Annotated in this window: 18 protein-coding genes and 1 riboswitch; of the genes, 14 read left to right on the top strand and 4 right to left on the bottom strand. The window is 35.6% G+C overall.

Annotated features, from left to right (window positions below; all coding sequences use genetic code 11):
• Positions 1-206: 206 nt before the first annotated feature.
• The 3 genes from H9636_RS01310 to H9636_RS01300 form a co-directional block, all read right to left on the bottom strand.
• Positions 207-1,559: an amino acid permease gene (locus H9636_RS01310; RefSeq protein WP_191705839.1), complete on the bottom strand. Its 1,353-nt coding sequence runs from the start codon at positions 1,557-1,559 to the stop codon at positions 207-209.
• 326 nt (positions 1,560-1,885) lie between these two features.
• Positions 1,886-1,963: riboswitch (glycine riboswitch) on the bottom strand.
• A 208-nt stretch (positions 1,964-2,171) separates the two neighbouring features.
• The gene (locus H9636_RS01305; RefSeq protein ID WP_191705838.1) at positions 2,172-2,666 is read right to left on the bottom strand and encodes a VanZ family protein; all 495 of its coding nucleotides are present in this window, start codon (positions 2,664-2,666) and stop codon (positions 2,172-2,174) included.
• Positions 2,663-3,562: an aldo/keto reductase gene (locus H9636_RS01300; protein WP_191705837.1), complete on the bottom strand. Its 900-nt coding sequence runs from the start codon at positions 3,560-3,562 to the stop codon at positions 2,663-2,665. The genes H9636_RS01305 and H9636_RS01300 overlap by 4 nt, the downstream gene beginning before the upstream one ends.
• Positions 3,563-3,645: 83 nt before the next feature.
• Between H9636_RS01300 and H9636_RS01295 the strand changes: the two genes are divergently transcribed.
• The 12 genes from H9636_RS01295 to H9636_RS01240 all read left to right on the top strand — a co-directional run bounded on the left by H9636_RS01295 (position 3,646) and on the right by H9636_RS01240 (position 14,500).
• Positions 3,646-4,185, top strand: coding sequence for an NUDIX domain-containing protein (locus H9636_RS01295; RefSeq protein WP_191705836.1), 540 nt, complete (start codon positions 3,646-3,648; stop codon positions 4,183-4,185).
• Positions 4,186-4,350: 165 nt separating this feature from the next.
• Complete coding sequence (locus H9636_RS01290; RefSeq protein ID WP_122972857.1) at positions 4,351-4,860, top strand: hypothetical protein; 510 nt, start codon at positions 4,351-4,353, stop codon at positions 4,858-4,860.
• Positions 4,861-4,926: 66 nt separating this feature from the next.
• Entirely contained in the window at positions 4,927-5,379 is a 453-nt protein-coding gene (gene fur / locus H9636_RS01285; protein WP_122972858.1) for a ferric iron uptake transcriptional regulator, read from the top strand.
• Between the two features lie 118 nt (positions 5,380-5,497).
• Positions 5,498-6,400: a site-specific tyrosine recombinase XerD gene (gene xerD / locus H9636_RS01280; RefSeq protein ID WP_191705835.1), complete on the top strand. Its 903-nt coding sequence runs from the start codon at positions 5,498-5,500 to the stop codon at positions 6,398-6,400.
• Between the two features lie 131 nt (positions 6,401-6,531).
• The gene (deoB, locus tag H9636_RS01275) at positions 6,532-7,710 is read left to right on the top strand and encodes a phosphopentomutase (RefSeq protein ID WP_191705834.1); all 1,179 of its coding nucleotides are present in this window, start codon (positions 6,532-6,534) and stop codon (positions 7,708-7,710) included.
• 12 nt (positions 7,711-7,722) lie between these two features.
• Positions 7,723-9,027 carry a pyrimidine-nucleoside phosphorylase gene (locus tag H9636_RS01270; RefSeq protein ID WP_191705833.1) on the top strand — a complete coding sequence of 435 codons (1,305 nt, stop codon included), beginning with the start codon at positions 7,723-7,725 and terminating at the stop codon, positions 9,025-9,027.
• 286 nt (positions 9,028-9,313) lie between these two features.
• Positions 9,314-9,667, top strand: coding sequence for an STAS domain-containing protein (locus tag H9636_RS01265; protein ID WP_122972864.1), 354 nt, complete (start codon positions 9,314-9,316; stop codon positions 9,665-9,667).
• Complete coding sequence (spoIIAB, locus tag H9636_RS01260) at positions 9,660-10,103, top strand: anti-sigma F factor (protein ID WP_191705832.1); 444 nt, start codon at positions 9,660-9,662, stop codon at positions 10,101-10,103. Before H9636_RS01265 ends, spoIIAB begins: the two co-directional genes overlap by 8 nt.
• 131 nt (positions 10,104-10,234) lie before the next feature.
• On the top strand, positions 10,235-11,023 hold the full coding sequence (locus tag H9636_RS01255; protein ID WP_122972866.1) for a SigF/SigG family RNA polymerase sporulation sigma factor: 789 nt from the start codon (positions 10,235-10,237) through the stop codon (positions 11,021-11,023).
• On the top strand, positions 11,020-12,489 hold the full coding sequence (locus tag H9636_RS01250) for a spore germination protein (protein WP_191705831.1): 1,470 nt from the start codon (positions 11,020-11,022) through the stop codon (positions 12,487-12,489). Before H9636_RS01255 ends, H9636_RS01250 begins: the two co-directional genes overlap by 4 nt.
• Positions 12,490-12,591: 102 nt before the next feature.
• Positions 12,592-13,917: a diaminopimelate decarboxylase gene (gene lysA, locus H9636_RS01245; protein ID WP_191705830.1), complete on the top strand. Its 1,326-nt coding sequence runs from the start codon at positions 12,592-12,594 to the stop codon at positions 13,915-13,917.
• Positions 13,918-14,128: 211 nt separating this feature from the next.
• A complete protein-coding gene (locus tag H9636_RS01240; protein WP_191705829.1) occupies positions 14,129-14,500 on the top strand; it encodes a GNAT family N-acetyltransferase in 372 nt (123 codons plus the stop codon).
• Positions 14,501-14,550: 50 nt separating this feature from the next.
• Here H9636_RS01240 and H9636_RS01235 read toward each other — a convergent pair whose 3' ends face one another.
• Complete coding sequence (locus H9636_RS01235) at positions 14,551-15,069, bottom strand: DUF309 domain-containing protein (RefSeq protein WP_191705828.1); 519 nt, start codon at positions 15,067-15,069, stop codon at positions 14,551-14,553.
• A 107-nt stretch (positions 15,070-15,176) separates the two neighbouring features.
• On the opposite strand from H9636_RS01235, the gene H9636_RS01230 reads away from it, so the two are divergent.
• Together H9636_RS01230 and scpB are read left to right on the top strand one after the other, a co-directional pair.
• Positions 15,177-15,956 (top strand): segregation/condensation protein A, encoded by a 780-nt coding sequence (locus H9636_RS01230; protein WP_191705827.1) that lies wholly within the window; start codon positions 15,177-15,179, stop codon positions 15,954-15,956.
• Complete coding sequence (gene scpB, locus H9636_RS01225; protein ID WP_225230006.1) at positions 15,925-16,512, top strand: SMC-Scp complex subunit ScpB; 588 nt, start codon at positions 15,925-15,927, stop codon at positions 16,510-16,512. Before H9636_RS01230 ends, scpB begins: the two co-directional genes overlap by 32 nt.
• The last annotated feature ends 10 nt before the right edge of the window (positions 16,513-16,522 follow it).

Below are 16,522 nucleotides of genomic sequence, written 5' to 3'. Positions count from 1 at the left end.
TTCACTGGTTTTTCAAGTAACTCAAATCTTTTCATATAAAGCCTACGACCAACATTCCCTTAAAATGCTTCGTAGATACACTTTAAAAAGAGTGTGTCCACAAAATAGGCTTCTTTTAAAGAAAAAACCCCGAATAGGGCACTTTTTAAGTGTCTATTAGGGGTTCAGTTCATAAAACTAGTAAAACTACTTTCTTTTTATTCGGTTTATTTTCTCTTTGATTGTTTTTTTCTAAATGCGTAAGAAGTAAATAAAAGGATAAACCAAATAGGCGTTAATAATAATGCTATTCTCGTTTCATCAGCCATGAACATGATGAGTAAAATGCCTACGAACAGCACTAATACCACATAGTTTATAAAGGGTGTAAAGGGCGCTTTGAAAGTAGAATTTCTATGTAAATCCCGTCGAGTTTTTTTATAACGTATATGGGAAATTAAAATGATACTCCACACCCAAATAAAACAAATAGCACTAATTGTTGTGATAATACTAAACGCAGAATCAGGAATGACATAACTTAATAGTGCCCCAAAGGATAAAACAACGGATGATATGAAAAGGGCATTTGCTGGTACAGCATGTTTATTTAATTTACTTAACTTTTTTGCACCTTGTTTATTTTTACTTAAGTTATACATGATACGGCTTGTTGAAAATAACCCGCTATTACAAGCAGATGCGGCAGATGTTAATACAACAAAATTAATAATGCCCGCTGCTATTGGAATACCGACCAAACTAAATACTTGTACAAAGGGACTGCTTTCTGCATTCAGTTCTGTCCAAGGATTAATACAAAGAATTACGAAAATAGCTCCAACATAAAAGAGCAAAATGCGTAATGGAATTTTATTTATTGCTGATGGAATATTCTTTCCTGGATTAGAAGTTTCCGCTGCAGAAACGCCTACTAACTCTACCCCTACAAAAGAGAATAGAACCATTTGAAAGGCAAGTAAAAATCCAGTCACTCCGTTCGGGAATAATCCGCCATGTTCCCATAAGTTTGAGATTGAAACCTTACCATCATTTGTTTCAAAACCAGTGACAATCATTACAATACCGATCACGATTAAAGCAATAATTGTGACGACTTTAATTAAGGCAAACCAAAATTCTAATTCTCCAAATAGTTTAACAGTCAACAAATTAAATCCTAGTAATATCACGAGACATATAATAGCCGGAATCCATTGGGGTATATCGAACCAATATCGAACATAAACCCCTACGGCAATAATATCTGCCATTGCCGTCATAATCCAACAGAACCAATAAGTCCAACCTGTTACATAACCCGCCCAAGGACCGATATAATCCACTGCAAAATCGTTAAAAGATTGATAGCCTTTATTTGATAATAATAGTTCTCCTAGAGCCCGCATAACGAAAAAGACGGCTGCTCCGATAATCATATAAACGAGCAGTATAGAGGGACCTGCTTTTTCAATCGCCTTACCAGATCCTAAAAATAAACCAGTTCCAATCGTTCCTCCAATGGCGATTAATTGGACGTGACGGTTTTTTAATTCTCTTTTTAATTCTTGTTGTTCCATTCCTATGCCCCCAACTATAGCGGCATTGCATTTTGTAATGAACTTTTCTTTCAGATTTTTAATCAAAGGTAAAAAGGAACATAAATAGTTGAAATGAAATGTTTTCATTTTCAACAAATTACTGCCCAAGTTTAACCAAATCCTAAAGTAAGTCAGAAACAAACAGTAACAATGGGGAAAAATAAAATGAGATAGGATATCCTATCTCATTCGACATTTAAAAAATAACAAAAAGATAAACGAATAAACTTTTAAAATGAAGGGGAAATCCTTTCCTACATAAAAAGTTATCATTATCACGAATCCCTATTCGAGGGTTATTATTTGTTACTTTTTCTGTCCTTTTGCCTGAGATTGTGAACCCTTCGGCGTCGCTAAGATGCGATCTCTCCAGAAATTGCTCCTGCTATAGTCATCCCATAGCAATCACCGCTATTAAATTTGATAACAAAAGAACATCCATAAAAGGATATAGTTCTATTTTGTATACATTGTGTAATGTTATCAATGATTATAAAAATATTCAATTTGATTAAATAGCTAACGGGGGATTTTTGATAAAATATTGTCATTTTCTAGAGTAGTTTTACAAAAAAAGCACAAAAGAGAAAATTATGATTCAACATTCATTTTTTGTTTCATTTTTCGATACAGCGTGCCAATAACTTTAAATAAAATGACGAAGGTGATGGCACCATATGTATCTAAAAGAACATCATCAAAAATCCCTGTTCTCCCATCAACAAACGTCTGACGATATTCATCCATTGAAGCAATAACAAATATCGTTAACACAGAACAAATTCCAGCTAATTGAAATTGAAACTTTCGATAAATACGATAAATTAAAATGGCAATAAAGCCATAGCCAGCAAAATGTAATCCTTTACGAATTAAAAATTCTACAAAATAATAATAGCCACGGGTTTCAACGGAAATGGTTTGTCCCCAATAGGTTACTTCCAATTTGCTTAATAAATTGTAAAATGGTTTGTTCTCCAATGTTTCTTGCAATGTTGGTACGATAGTTTGTTGTTCATAGGTCATACTTGAAATACAAAACAACATTATCAAAATACCGAAGATTAAAATGATATATTTCTTCATCGATGCTCTGTATAAATCTCTTTTTTCGTTAATTGCTGAACCATTGATATATTTTGTATGGATTGGACTTTTTCGTAGGCTGCTATATTATCTAGTAATTGTTTTTTAGAACTAGCCCCAATAACTGTTGAAGCAACAACTGGGTGACTTAGATTATAGGCGAGTGCTAATGCATGAATATCATCATATTCCTCTTGTAGATTTGTTAATACTTCCTGTAATTCATCTTTCGAATAAGACAAATACCCTGTTGTTTTTTCTAATCTCGTTGGCCATTCCTTCGTAAGTAATCCCTTTGCAATAGAGCCGCGGGTTACGACAGAAGCACCTGCTTTTGAAATATCTTCAAACCATTCTTCGGGACGACGGTCTAAAATGCTAAATTGCATCATGTTTGATATAGCATTACTTTTTTGTAAAAAAGGTTTGAAAACATTTGGTCTAATCGATGAAATACCATATTCACGAATATAACCTTCTTTTTTTAGTTTCTCGAAGGTTGCAATAATGTCATCCCAAGGATCATTAATAGTTCCACCATGTAATTGGTAAATATCAATATAATCTGTTTTTAAACGGCGTAAACTTTCTTTTACTCCTTGTTCAATATGAGAAGGGGATGGATCCCAATGCCAACCTTCTTCACCATCGTTCCATCGGTTACCAACTTTTGTTGCAAGGATGATTTCATGCCGATGGGCTTTTAAAAGTTCCCCGATAATTTCCTCGTTGATTCCTTTATCATATAAATCTGCTGTATCAAAATAGTTAATGCCATATTCAAGGGCGGTATTTACAATATCCTTCGCCTCAAAAACAGAAGTCGGTAGAGACATACAGCCTAAACTAATTTCTGAAATTTCGATTGAACTATTACCAACTTTTCTTTTTTTCATGTACAAACCCACTTTCTCCCAAACAAATTCTTTCACTAATGGTACAATGAAATGAATCAACAGGACAAGTGAGGGCATTTAAAATGAAAAAATTTGAAGAAAAAACAATCGATTCAAATCCAATTTTTAAAGGAAAAGTCATTTCATTAAAAGTAGATGATGTGACATTGCCAAATGGAAAGCAATCGAAGCGGGAAATTGTGAACCACCCTGGAGCAGTTGCGATTATTGCTATAACAAAAGAAGGGAAAATGGTGTTAGTAGAACAGTATCGAAAAGCATTGGAACGTTCGATTGTTGAAATTCCGGCGGGAAAATTAGAGCCTGGTGAGGAGCCAGCCGTTACAGCAAGAAGAGAGCTGGAAGAAGAAACGGGTTATGGTTGTAACGAGCTAAACTATTTGCAAACTTTTGCTACTTCTCCTGGTTTTGCCGATGAAGTAATTCATTTGTTTGTTGCCAAAGATTTATACAAAATAGAGGAAAAAGCCGAATTAGATGAGGATGAATTTGTAGAACTATTAGAAGTTACTGTTGAAGAAGCGGAACAAATGGTAGCCAATGAACAAATTTATGATGCAAAAACGGCCTTTGCCGTACTTTGGATGAAAATGAACAAATAAAATTCATTTTGTAAAGGATTCATCCTTTTACTGAATCTCTAACTATCCCACTGAATTATAAAATGTATGACGAAATTTTAATAGATTTCTTTGAAATTTGAACATAGTTTTAGGACATATTGATAGAGGACGAGCATAAGCTATACCAACGAAAGGAGAATGCTTATGTTTCGTTCTGTATTATTTATTCAATATGCTGTTATATTAGCAATTAGTTTTATAAGCGGTGTCGTCTGTTTTCAAGTGTTTTCTTTGGACAAGTCTATGAAATTAATAAGCTATGTAGATCCGAGAGTTTTAGATTTAACCGATGTTTCCATTTGGAATACCATTATACCGTTAGTTGCTTGGATAGTACTCGTGCTGTTCTTTGCTACTCACCCGTATTTACATGTTTTATCAAAATTTATCGTCGCAGTAAAAATTACATTTTTTGGATTTAGTTCAGTTTTTTTATTAACCCAACAAGAATCTTTGTTAGTTTACAGTATTTGGTGGTTTCCATTCCAATTAATTTATTGTGTGTTATTATTTGTCCTTTGTTCGGTCTACACAACAAAGAAAATGGGACCAAATCGAAAGCATTTCTTTTCTCAACGATTATTTGTAACAATCATAGTTGCGCTAACAATAATTTGCGCAGGAGAGATTGTTGCAATTTCTTATATTTTATAATTCATCCCTCTCTTGTAATAGCTTTTACTCATTTGGTATAATAGAATGAGTTTAGGAGGGCGTCTTATGGAAAGCCGTATTGACCGTATAAAAAAGCAATTGCATAGTGCTGGCTATAAACTGACGCCACAGCGTGAAGCGACAGTTGCAGTGCTATTAGAACATGAGGAAGACCATTTAAGTGCTGAAGACGTTTACTTATTAGTAAAAGATAAAGCACCTGAAATTGGTTTAGCTACTGTTTATCGGACATTAGAATTATTAACTGAATTGAAAATTGTTGACAAAATTAACTTTGGCGATGGCGTATCTCGCTACGATCTTCGACAAGAAGGCGCAAAACACTTCCACCATCATTTAGTTTGTATTGAATGTGGTGCAGTAGATGAAATCCAAGAGGATTTACTAGAAGATGTTGAGGCGATTGTTGAAAAACGTTGGAACTTTATTATCAAAGATCATCGATTAACTTTCCACGGTATTTGCCACAGATGTCATGGCCAAAATGAAGAACAATGAAAAAGGATGTACATTTCGTTTATGACGGATGTACATCCTTTTCTATTAAGTAACTGCTATACTTGTAGACAATTTCGAAAAAATCTATAGTAAGAATAAGAAGGATAGGTGATGAACGATGAAAGAAGCAAAAGAAGCGATATTAGATTATCTTCATTTTTTACAAGTTGAACGACAATTATCGACGAATACATTATCTTCTTATCGCCGGGATCTCGAGAGCTATATCGAGCATATACATAATGTACAGGCAGTACAATCATTAAAAGCTATCGAACGGTCACATATATTAATCCATTTAGAAGCATTAAGGGGTGAAGGTATTTCGGCGCGAACGATAGCGAGACACATTTCATCGATTCGTTCTTTCCATCAGTTTTTATTGAGAGAAAAATTGACCGATACTGATCCAACTGTTCATTTGGAAATGCCACAAATAGAACAAAGGCTTCCAAAAGTTTTATCAATCGAGGAAATTGAAAGGTTAATTTCAGCACCTAATCGGGAAAAGCCGCAGGGAATTAGGGATATAGCGATGTTAGAGTTGTTATATGGGACAGGTATGCGTATAAGTGAGCTTATTGGTTTAAATTTAGACGATGTTCATCTAACAATGGGCTTTGTTCGTGTTTTTGGTAAAGGTGGAAAAGAACGAATTGTTCCCTTGGGGAAAAGTGCCATTCATACATTAGATCAATATTTACAAATTGCCCGATTCAAATTACAGGGGAAATATCCGAAAACAGATGCTTTTTTCATAAATCAGCGGGGAAAACGTTTAACACGACAAGGTTGTTGGAAATTATTAAAGGAGCATGCTAAAAATGCCCAAATTGAAAAGGAAATAACCCCCCATACGTTAAGACATAGTTTTGCAACCCATTTAATTGAAAATGGTGCTGATCTTCGGGCGGTTCAAGAAATGTTAGGACATGCGGATATATCAACAACTCAAATCTATACCCATATAAGTAAAACGCGACTTTCGGAAGTATATAAACAATTCCATCCAAGGGCATAAAAGATTTGGAACGGAATATGAACGCCGAAAAATAAAAGTTTCATTAAAGGATGACAAATATTACATATAAAATTATTTGTAAGATGTCTGACCTTTGTTTAATATAGAAAATGGAAGAGGAGGACACATTTATGAAACCGTTTAAAAAAATACATGTAATCGTAATGGATTCGGTTGGAATCGGAGAAGCACCTGACGCCGACCGTTTTGGAGACACTGGTGCTGATACATTGGGGCATATTGCTGATAAAATGAATGGATTAACAATGCCCAATATGGAATCTTTAGGACTATCAAATATTCGTGAAATAAAAGGTATTAAAAAAGTAGCACAACCAAAAGCGTATTTTGGGATGATGCAAGAGGCATCAGTCGGGAAAGATACGATGACAGGTCATTGGGAAATTATGGGTTTAAACATTGATAAACCATTTAAAGTTTATCCAGAAGGCTTCCCTAAGGAACTGATTGAACAATTGGAAATGAAAACAGGTCGTAAAGTTATTGGCAATAAGCCGGCTAGTGGTACAGGCATTATTGATGAGTTAGGACCAGAACATATGGAAACAGGTGCCATGATCGTTTATACATCGGCAGATCCTGTTTTACAAATTGCAGCCCATGAAGACATTATTCCATTAGAGGAACTATACAAAATTTGCGAAATCGCAAGGGAGCTTACTTTAGATCCAGAATTTTTAGTCGGTCGAGTCATTGCTCGTCCGTTCGTTGGAACACCAGGGAACTTTACCCGTACAGCCAATCGTCATGATTATGCGTTAAAACCTTTTGGTCGCACAACAATGAATGAATTAAAGGACTCAGGATTTGACGTCATTGCTATTGGGAAAATTTCTGACATATATAATGGTGAAGGCGTTACAGAGGCAATTCGTACAAAAGATAATACAGATGGAATGGATAAATTCATTGACGTTGTTAAAAAAGATTTCCATGGCATTAGCTTCTTAAATTTAGTTGACTTTGATGCGAATTACGGTCATCGCCGAGATCCAATTGGATATGGAAACGCTTTAGAGGAATTTGATCGTCGATTACCGGAAGTTTTTAATGAAATGAAAGAAGACGATTTATTAATCATTACAGCGGATCATGGGAATGATCCGACTTTCCCTGGAACAGATCATACGCGAGAATATGTGCCATTATTAGTATATTCGCCAAGATTTGAACAAGGGGATGAAATACCTCTTCGTGAAACTTTCGCAGATATCGCAGCAACGATAGCTGAAAACTTTAATGTAAAAGCACCACAATTTGGTTTAAGTTTCTTAACGAATTTAAAGTAGGAGGTTCTCCACATGAGAATGGTTGATGTTATTGAGAAAAAACGTAATGGTGAAGAATTAACAACCGAAGAAATTCGTTTTTTCGTACAAGGTTATACAGATGGATCAATTCCAGATTACCAAGTAAGTAGTTTAATGATGGCTATTTATTTCCAAGATATGAATGATAGGGAACGGGCTGATTTAACGATGGCAATGGTTGAATCAGGTGACCAAATCGATTTATCCGGTATTGAAGGAATAAAAGTTGATAAACATTCGACAGGTGGAGTAGGGGATACGACTACGTTATCTTTAGCAGCAATGGTTGCTGCATGTGGTGTTCCTGTTGCCAAAATGAGTGGCCGCGGCCTTGGTCATACTGGCGGAACAATCGATAAATTGGAGTCTATAAAAGGATTTCATGTAGAGCTTTCCAATGAACAATTTATGAAACAAGTAAATGACATTGGAACTGCTGTTATCGGTCAAAGTGGAAACTTAACTCCTGCAGATAAAAAGTTATATGCATTGCGTGATGTGACAGGTACAGTACCAAGCATCCCATTAATCGCAAGTTCGATCATGTCGAAAAAAATTGCAGCGGGTGCAGATGCCATTGTTTTAGACGTGAAAACAGGCGAAGGTGCGTTTATGAAAACGTTTGAAGATGCGAAAAGTTTAGCCCATGCAATGGTGCAAATTGGCAATAGCGTTGGTCGTAATACAATGGCGATTATTTCTGATATGAGTCAACCATTAGGTTTTGCCATCGGAAATGCATTAGAAGTAAAAGAAGCCATTGATACGTTAAAAGGAAATGGTCCAGAAGATTTAATGGAATTGTGCTATACATTAGGATCCCAAATGGTCGTATTAGGCGGAAAAGCTAATAGTATTGAAGAAGCTCGTACTCAACTGCAAACTGTAATCGCTAATGGCCAAGCATTAGAGGTGTTTAAGAAGTTTGTCGCTGCTCAAGGGGGAGATGCTTCTGTCGTTGACAATCCTTCTTTATTGCCACAGGCAAAATATCAAATGGAGTTACCTGCAAAGGAAACGGGCTATGTAGCGAAAATTGAAGCAGATGATGTCGGTGTTGCAGCAATGTTATTAGGTGCAGGACGTGCGACAAAAGAGTCAACAATCGATCTATCGGTAGGTTTAGTCCTACATAAAAAAGTGGGCGATGCGGTTCAAAAAGGGGAATCCCTTGTAACAATTCATTCAAATAGTGAAGATGTTACAGAAGTGATGGAGAAACTTTATAACCACATTGTCATTGTGCCAGAAAAAGTAGAAGCGCCAACTCTAATTAAAGAAGTAATAACAAATTAATTTATTATTTAAAAGTTAGTAACGTAATGAAAAACGTTACTAACTTTTTTTATTTTCAATAGAGATTATTTTTAAAATCCTCTTTTCAAATGTTTAAAATGTAAAGTTTTTTTCCATACTTATTTTGGTAATACAATCATTTTTTTATTTTATTTGATAAATCTATCCACTTTTCCTTTTGTCGTATTTTCACTAGTTTCAGCGAATTTCTTCTACTATTGTCAGTAAAAAGGAATCTGATAATAAAATGTTGAATTAGCGAACTTAGAGGAGGCGAATTAACAAAATGAACTATGAAGTTAACATGCACTTAAATGATATAGCAGTCATCAGGCTATATGGTGAATTAGACCATCACGAAACAGAAAAAATTCGCACACATATTTCCAAAACGATTTTACAAGGAAATTTGAACACGATTATTTGGAATTTAGAAAGATTGAATTTTATGGATAGTTCAGGAATTGGATTGATTTTAGGTCGTATGAAGGAGCTTAGTGCCGTAAATGGTCAAACAGTCATTTTAAATCCTTCGAATACAATGAAAAAAATCTTTCAATTTTCAGGACTTGCTTCATTCATTATGGAGGGTACAGAAGCAGATGCAATTTTACATGCAAGGGGGATTGTGAATGGATAACGAAATGACGCTTTCATTTGTAGCAATTAGTGAGAATGAAAGTTTGGCAAGGATGGCAGTTACAAGCTTTATTGCTCAACTTGATCCAACCATTGACGAACTTTCAGAGTTTAAAACAATCGTTTCAGAAGCTGTATCCAACGCAATTATTCATGGATATGACGAAGACGGGAAGGGTATTGTGACTGTTCACGCTGTTCGTGATGGGGATGTTATATCGGTAGCTGTTAAAGATAATGGAAAAGGGATTTTTGATGTGAAGAAAGCAATGGAACCATTGTTTACTTCGAAAGCTGAAATGGAACGTTCTGGTATGGGCTTTACGATTATGGAAAGCTTTGCAGATGACCTTCAAGTTGAATCTGAACCGAATGTTGGAACGGTTGTAACCTTTTCAAAAAAATTTTACTCGGTAAAGATGCCTCAAATCTCTTAAAGTAGCTTTTATTTTTGCGAAACTAGTCGTCACGTGAATGGTGTTTAGCACCTAATTGTTTTTAACAATTTGTTTTTACTATCAATTTTATGTGGACGCAAATACGGTCGTATTTGATAGAAGTAAGGGGGATGAGGACAATCGAACAGCCGTCCAATATTTTGTTAACGCAAGAGGAAATGCGTGGCCTAATTGAGAAGGCACAAGCTGGTGATATTGATGCAAGAAAGCAAATGATTGAAGGGAATACGCGGCTCGTTTGGTCGATTGTTCAACGCTTTGCTTCCCGTGGAGTAGAGCTTGAAGATCTATTTCAAATCGGTTGCATCGGACTGATGAAATCTGTTGATAAATTTGACTTGTCCTACGATGTGAAGTTTTCAACCTATGCTGTTCCGATGATTATTGGCGAAATTCAACGGTTTTTAAGGGACGATGGAATGGTGAAAGTAAGCCGTTCGATTCGGGAGTTAAATTATAAAATTCGCCATGCAACAGATGAATTTTTGAAAACGAATGAAAAGCCGCCATCTATTTCAGAACTGGCAGACATTTTAGGTGTTACGAAGGACGAGGTACTTGTTGCGACAGATGCAATGCGTGACCCGGCTTCTTTACATGAACAGCTTTTTGAAAGTGAAGGGGATTCCATTACTTTAATGGACCAAATGAAAGATGAGAAGTCTGAACTTCCATTTCAATATATTCCTTTAAAAGAAGTTTTAGCAAAATTGGATAAGCGAGAACAAGCCATTATTTACTTACGATATTACTTAGATTTGACACAAACCGATATTGCAGAAAGGTTAGGGATATCTCAAGTTCAAGTTTCACGTTTAGAAAAGAAGATTTTAGCACAACTTAAAACGTGGATGGAAACGAATACATCACGAACTACAAAAAAGACGGTGAATAAATGAGTAATCGAGTTTTTGCATCAATAGATGAAGCAAAAGATTATTTGTATAGTCAATTTGGTAAAGATGAATCCTATGATGTTTGTATTAAAGACTTGCATGTAAAAAGTTTGCCAATATTAATTGTTTATATTAGTGGACTTGTCGATGGGACTGCAACGACTGTCCAGTTAACTCCATTATTTTTTGATCATCAAGAGGATGAAAAGTTTTCTGAGTTAGACGTTGATGTTGAAAATGAAGACAAGTATTTTGATGATCACTTTAATTTCTACGGAAAATCAGAACCTAAAGATCGGGAAGAGTTCATGATTGGTGTTTTAGCTGGTCAAGTGGGGATTATTACATTACACGGTTATGGTTATTTATTAGAGCTTAGAAGTTATCCTGGGCGTCAGCCGGACGAACCGGATAATGAAAAAGTTATTCGTGGTTCCCGAGACGGATTTGCAGAGAACATTATGTTGAACTCTGCTTTAATTCGAAGACGGATTCGTGATCCCCAATTGCGGTTTGAGTTGCATAAAATTACCACAATAGGACATACCGATGTGGCCATTTGTTACATGAAGGATATTGTGAATAAAAAGCATTTAAAATGGGTTCAAAAAAGGTTAGAGGAAATCAAACATGATGGCCTTACGATGGCGGATAAATCTCTCGAGGAATGGTTGTTTAAGCAAAAATTCCATCCTTTACCGTTTGTCCGTTATTCGGAAAGACCGGATATTGTAGCGGCTCATTTATTGGAGGGACATATCGCAATTATTGTGGATACGTCCCCTTCTGTAATTGTTGTGCCAATTTCCTTATTCCATTTGTTACAACATGCTGAAGAATATCGACAAGCACCCTTTGTTGGATCTTTTACTCGACTATTAAGATATTTAGCAGCATTCTTTAGTTTGACGTTACTACCAATTTGGTATTTACTGGCCACCCATGATCAATATTTGCCGGATGCCATTGATTTCATCGGTGCGAAGGAAGAATCGTCCGTACCGCTATTTCTACAAATAATTATCGCCAATTTAGGTTTGGAATATTTGAGGATTGCTGCGATTCATACGCCAACACCTCTTTCTACCGCTATGGGGTTAGTAGCGGGGATTATTATTGGACAGATTGCAATCGATGTTGGATTGTTTTCTGCGGAAATTGTACTCTATTCTGCCATTACAGCAATATTCACCTTTACGATTCCAACCTATGAATTAAGTAGTGCGGTAAAGTACTTCCAATTTATCATATTACTTGGTACCGTCATTGCTGGTCCAAGTGGATTCTTTATCGGTATTTTCATTGTCTTCTCCTATTTATGTTCACTCAAGCCAATGACAGTTCCATATATGTGGCCTCTTGTTCCTTTTTTCCCGAAAGCCTTTTTACGTGTATTCATACGTTTTCCGATGGCCGACGATGCGCTCAGACCATATATTGTTGGAGCTAAACAGAGAAAACGTATATAAAATCATCCGTTGCGAAAGAAAATTACCTATGTTAAAGTTCATCTAAGGTATTTTTTAAATGGAAAAAGGATCTCCTTTTTCCGATCGAGCGGAGGAGAGAATATGCATCTTTATGGAACACAACAAATTAATGAAAATGGACATTTAACGATAGGTGGAGTTGATTCAGTAGAACTTGCCAAAAAATACGGCACTCCACTTTTCGTTTATGACTTACAACTAATTCGAGATCGTGCCCGTGGATTTATCGAAACATTTAAGAAACTTGGTGTGAAAGCAGAAGTTGCTTATGCGTCGAAAGCATTTTCATGTGTTGCGATCTATCAAATTGCGAAAGAAGAAAACTTATCGTTAGATGTTGTATCTGGTGGTGAATTGTTTACGGCGATTCAAGCTGGTTTCCCTACAGAACGAATTCATTTCCATGGGAATAATAAATCCTATTCAGAATTAGAGTTTGCCTTTGATTCGAAAATCGGCTGTATCGTTGTGGATAACTTTTATGAGATTGAGCTACTAAAAGAAATTTCTGAAGTAAAAAAACAGAATATGCGTATTTTATTACGTGTGACTCCTGGAGTGGAAGCCCATACTCATGACTTCATTACAACAGGACAAGCCGATTCGAAATTTGGATTTGATTTAAATAATGGTCAAGCTGATCGTGCCTTTTTAGAAGTAAAGGATCATGAATACCTTGAACTGTTAGGTTTACACTGTCATATTGGGTCTCAAATTTTTGAGACAGACGGATTCGGCCTTGCTGCAGAAAAATTAATGAAAAAACAAGGTGAATGGAAAGAACAATATCAATTCGAAAGTACCGTTTTAAATTTAGGTGGTGGATTTGGTATTCGTTATACTGAGGAAGATACACCTCTAGAGCCTCATGTTTATGTTGAAGGTATGATCAAAACTGTACAAGAATATGCTGCTAAGCTAAAATTAACAATGCCGGAGATTTGGATTGAGCCTGGTCGATCCCTTGTTGGTGACGCTGGTACATCTTTATACACGGTTGGTTCACAAAAAACTGTTCCAAATATTCGTGATTACATTGCTGTTGACGGCGGTATGAGCGATAATATTCGTCCAGCCCTTTATGATGCGAAATATGAAGCAGTTGTTGCTAATAAGGCAAATGAAGAGCGATTAAGTACATACACTGTTGCAGGGAAACTTTGTGAATCAGGTGATAAATTAATAGTAGATGCACCTTTGCAACAAGTTGAATCAGGTGATATTTTAGCTGTTTTCTGTACTGGTGCATACGGTTATTCAATGGCGTCAAACTATAATCGTATCCCTAGACCAGCAGTGGTGTTTGTAGAATCGGGTCAACATCAATTAGCTATTAACAGGGAAAGTTATGAAAATATTATTCAAAATGATCTCCCACTATCTTTAAAAAAGGGTGAGATTAAATGAAATTATCGAAATGGTGGCTCTTTGGAATCCTTTTAGCAGTTTGTATAATTTGGGCTTTAATCGATTTATTTATTATCCTTCCAAACGCATCTTTAAAATAGGATTGGTTGTTGACAATTGTAAGTTTATGGGAATTTAGTTGATTACTTGTCTTAAATCATGTAGTATATTTAAAGATGTTGTACTGATAGAAAATGAGGGAATGTTATTCATGTTAATACGCTATAAAAAATCTTTTGAAAAAATAGCAATGGGTCTGCTTTCGTTCATGCCTCAAGAAAAGGACGTAAAGCGTTTGATGGAAACAATACATGCTTATGAAGAAGAAGACAATTGGCATTTGTATTTGTGGAAAAAAGATGAAGAATATATAGGAATTGTAGGAGTGCTCGAAGAAGATTCTGTTGCTATCATTCAACATATTACGGTAGTGCCTTCTTATCGAGGTGAAGGTGTCGCAATTGCCATGCTGAAAGAACTTTTAAAGACTGGCCAATTTAAAGAATTAAAAGCGAATGAAGAAACACAACCTTTTATAGAAAAATGTTTACCAATAGTAGAAGAGGCGGACGACAACGAGTGACGTCAGCCTCTTCTTCTTCTTTTTTTATATGTGTTTTTTCAAAAGTGTAACTATTTATCATCTTTATGTTTTGTTGAAATGCCGAGTTTAATGTTCCGTGCTTCAAGAATATCTGTACGATCGCGTAGCATATGTTTATGGAGAAGAAATTCTTTTGACACATTGGGTAGTTCAGCTACTTTTCTATTCACAGTTGCAGCAAACTTAGAATTTGTGAAAGATAGTGTAAATGGTTTAAAACCATTACCGTTTAATATAGCTTCCAAACACAATTCGCAGTTTTTACATAATTCATCAAAATCGATAAACTCGAAAAAAGGTGATGATTGGTTGATAGAGAAATTGTTTATCGCTTTTTTTAATATTTTCATAGCACCAACCGTATTGTTACGGCGCCAATGATACATGCCAGTTGCAAGTTGGACATATCCTACCAATGGATGACTTTTATCACCAGGTGCAATTTCTTTCCAATATTCTTCTAGGACTTCGTGACATTCAAAATAATCTTGATTGCCATTAAAATATGTACAATAATCTATAAACAATGGATGAAACAGTGGATGCATTACAATCCTCTTTCCTCTATACTAAAATTTGAATTACAATAGTTAAGTGTCCCTAGAATTAGGACGAACTATAAAGTTAACGAACAAAAATGTCAGGTGGTTGACACATGTATGAAGTAAAATTAGAAGCCTTTACGGGTCCTCTTGATTTATTATTGCATTTAATTCATCGTTTGGAAATTGATATTTATGATATTCCGATGGCTGAGTTAACCGCACAATATATTGATCATATTCATGCAATGAAAGAGCTAGAGTTAAATGAGGCCAGCGAATACCTTGTAATGGCAGCAACATTACTTGCGATTAAAAGTCGAATGCTCCTTCCGATTCACGAAGGTGAAATGGATGATGCTGAATTTGAAGTTGAAGGACCTGACCCTCGGGAAGAGCTTGTAACAAAATTAATAGAATATAAGAAATATAAAGAAGCTGCGAACGAATTAAAGGATTTAGAAGCTGAAAGAGCACAGGTTTTTACACGACCACCTAGTGATTTATCCGGATTTATGCCAGATGAACAGCTCGCACTTTTTGATATGAATGTCAATGTCTATGATATGTTAAGTGCGTTCCAAAAACTCCTTCGTAGAAAGCAGCTTAAAAAACCATTATCTACTAGAGTTGCTAGACAAGAGATATCTGTAAAAGATCAAATGATTGCTGTTGTGGATTCTTTAAAGTTAAGTGGGGGTAAATCTTACTTTTCCGAACTTTTCCCATACGAAGATAAATCAACGATTATTGTAACGTTTTTATCACTACTAGAGCTAATAAAACGCCATGTCGTTTTTGTAGAGCAAGAAAATAACTTCGAAGATTTAACTGTTATTTTACAAAAGGAGGATATTGGCGATGAACTTAAACAATTTGATGAGCAAGATTGAAGCACTTCTCTTCGTAGTTGGTGATGATGGCTTATCTTTAAAGCAACTATCCCAGTTATTAGAAGTTGATGAAATGGAAATTGAAGCCGCTCTAAGTGAGCTGGAAACAAATTATAATGAATCCGAAGAACGAGGAATCACATTAAAAACATTAGCTGGTACATACCAAATTACAACTAAACCTGAAATGGCAGATAGTATTAAGAAGTTAGTGGAAAATCCGAATAGCCATGTATTATCAACGGCATCTTTAGAAGTATTAGCAATTATCGCTTATAAGCAGCCTATTACGAGAACAGAAATTGAAGATTTACGAGGGGTTAAAAGTGAACGCCCGATCCAAACGCTCGTTTCCCGCGCGCTAATACAAGAAGTCGGAAGAGCGGAAGGTACAGGACGAGCAATACTTTATGGTACGACAAAAGAGTTTTTAAATTATTTTGGATTAAAAGATATAAAAGAACTCCCTCCATTACCTGAAGGCGATCAAGGGGATGAAAATGAAGAAACAGATTTATTTATGACGAAATTCCAAGAAGCTTTTAGTGAAGAGTAAAGTGAAAAAA

It is taken from the genome of Ureibacillus galli (assembly GCF_014836845.1).
Taxonomy (GTDB): Bacteria; Bacillota; Bacilli; order Bacillales_A; family Planococcaceae; genus Ureibacillus; species Ureibacillus galli.
The sequence above is the reverse complement of the archived record's forward strand: the minus strand, read 5'-3'. Positions and strand labels throughout refer to the sequence as shown.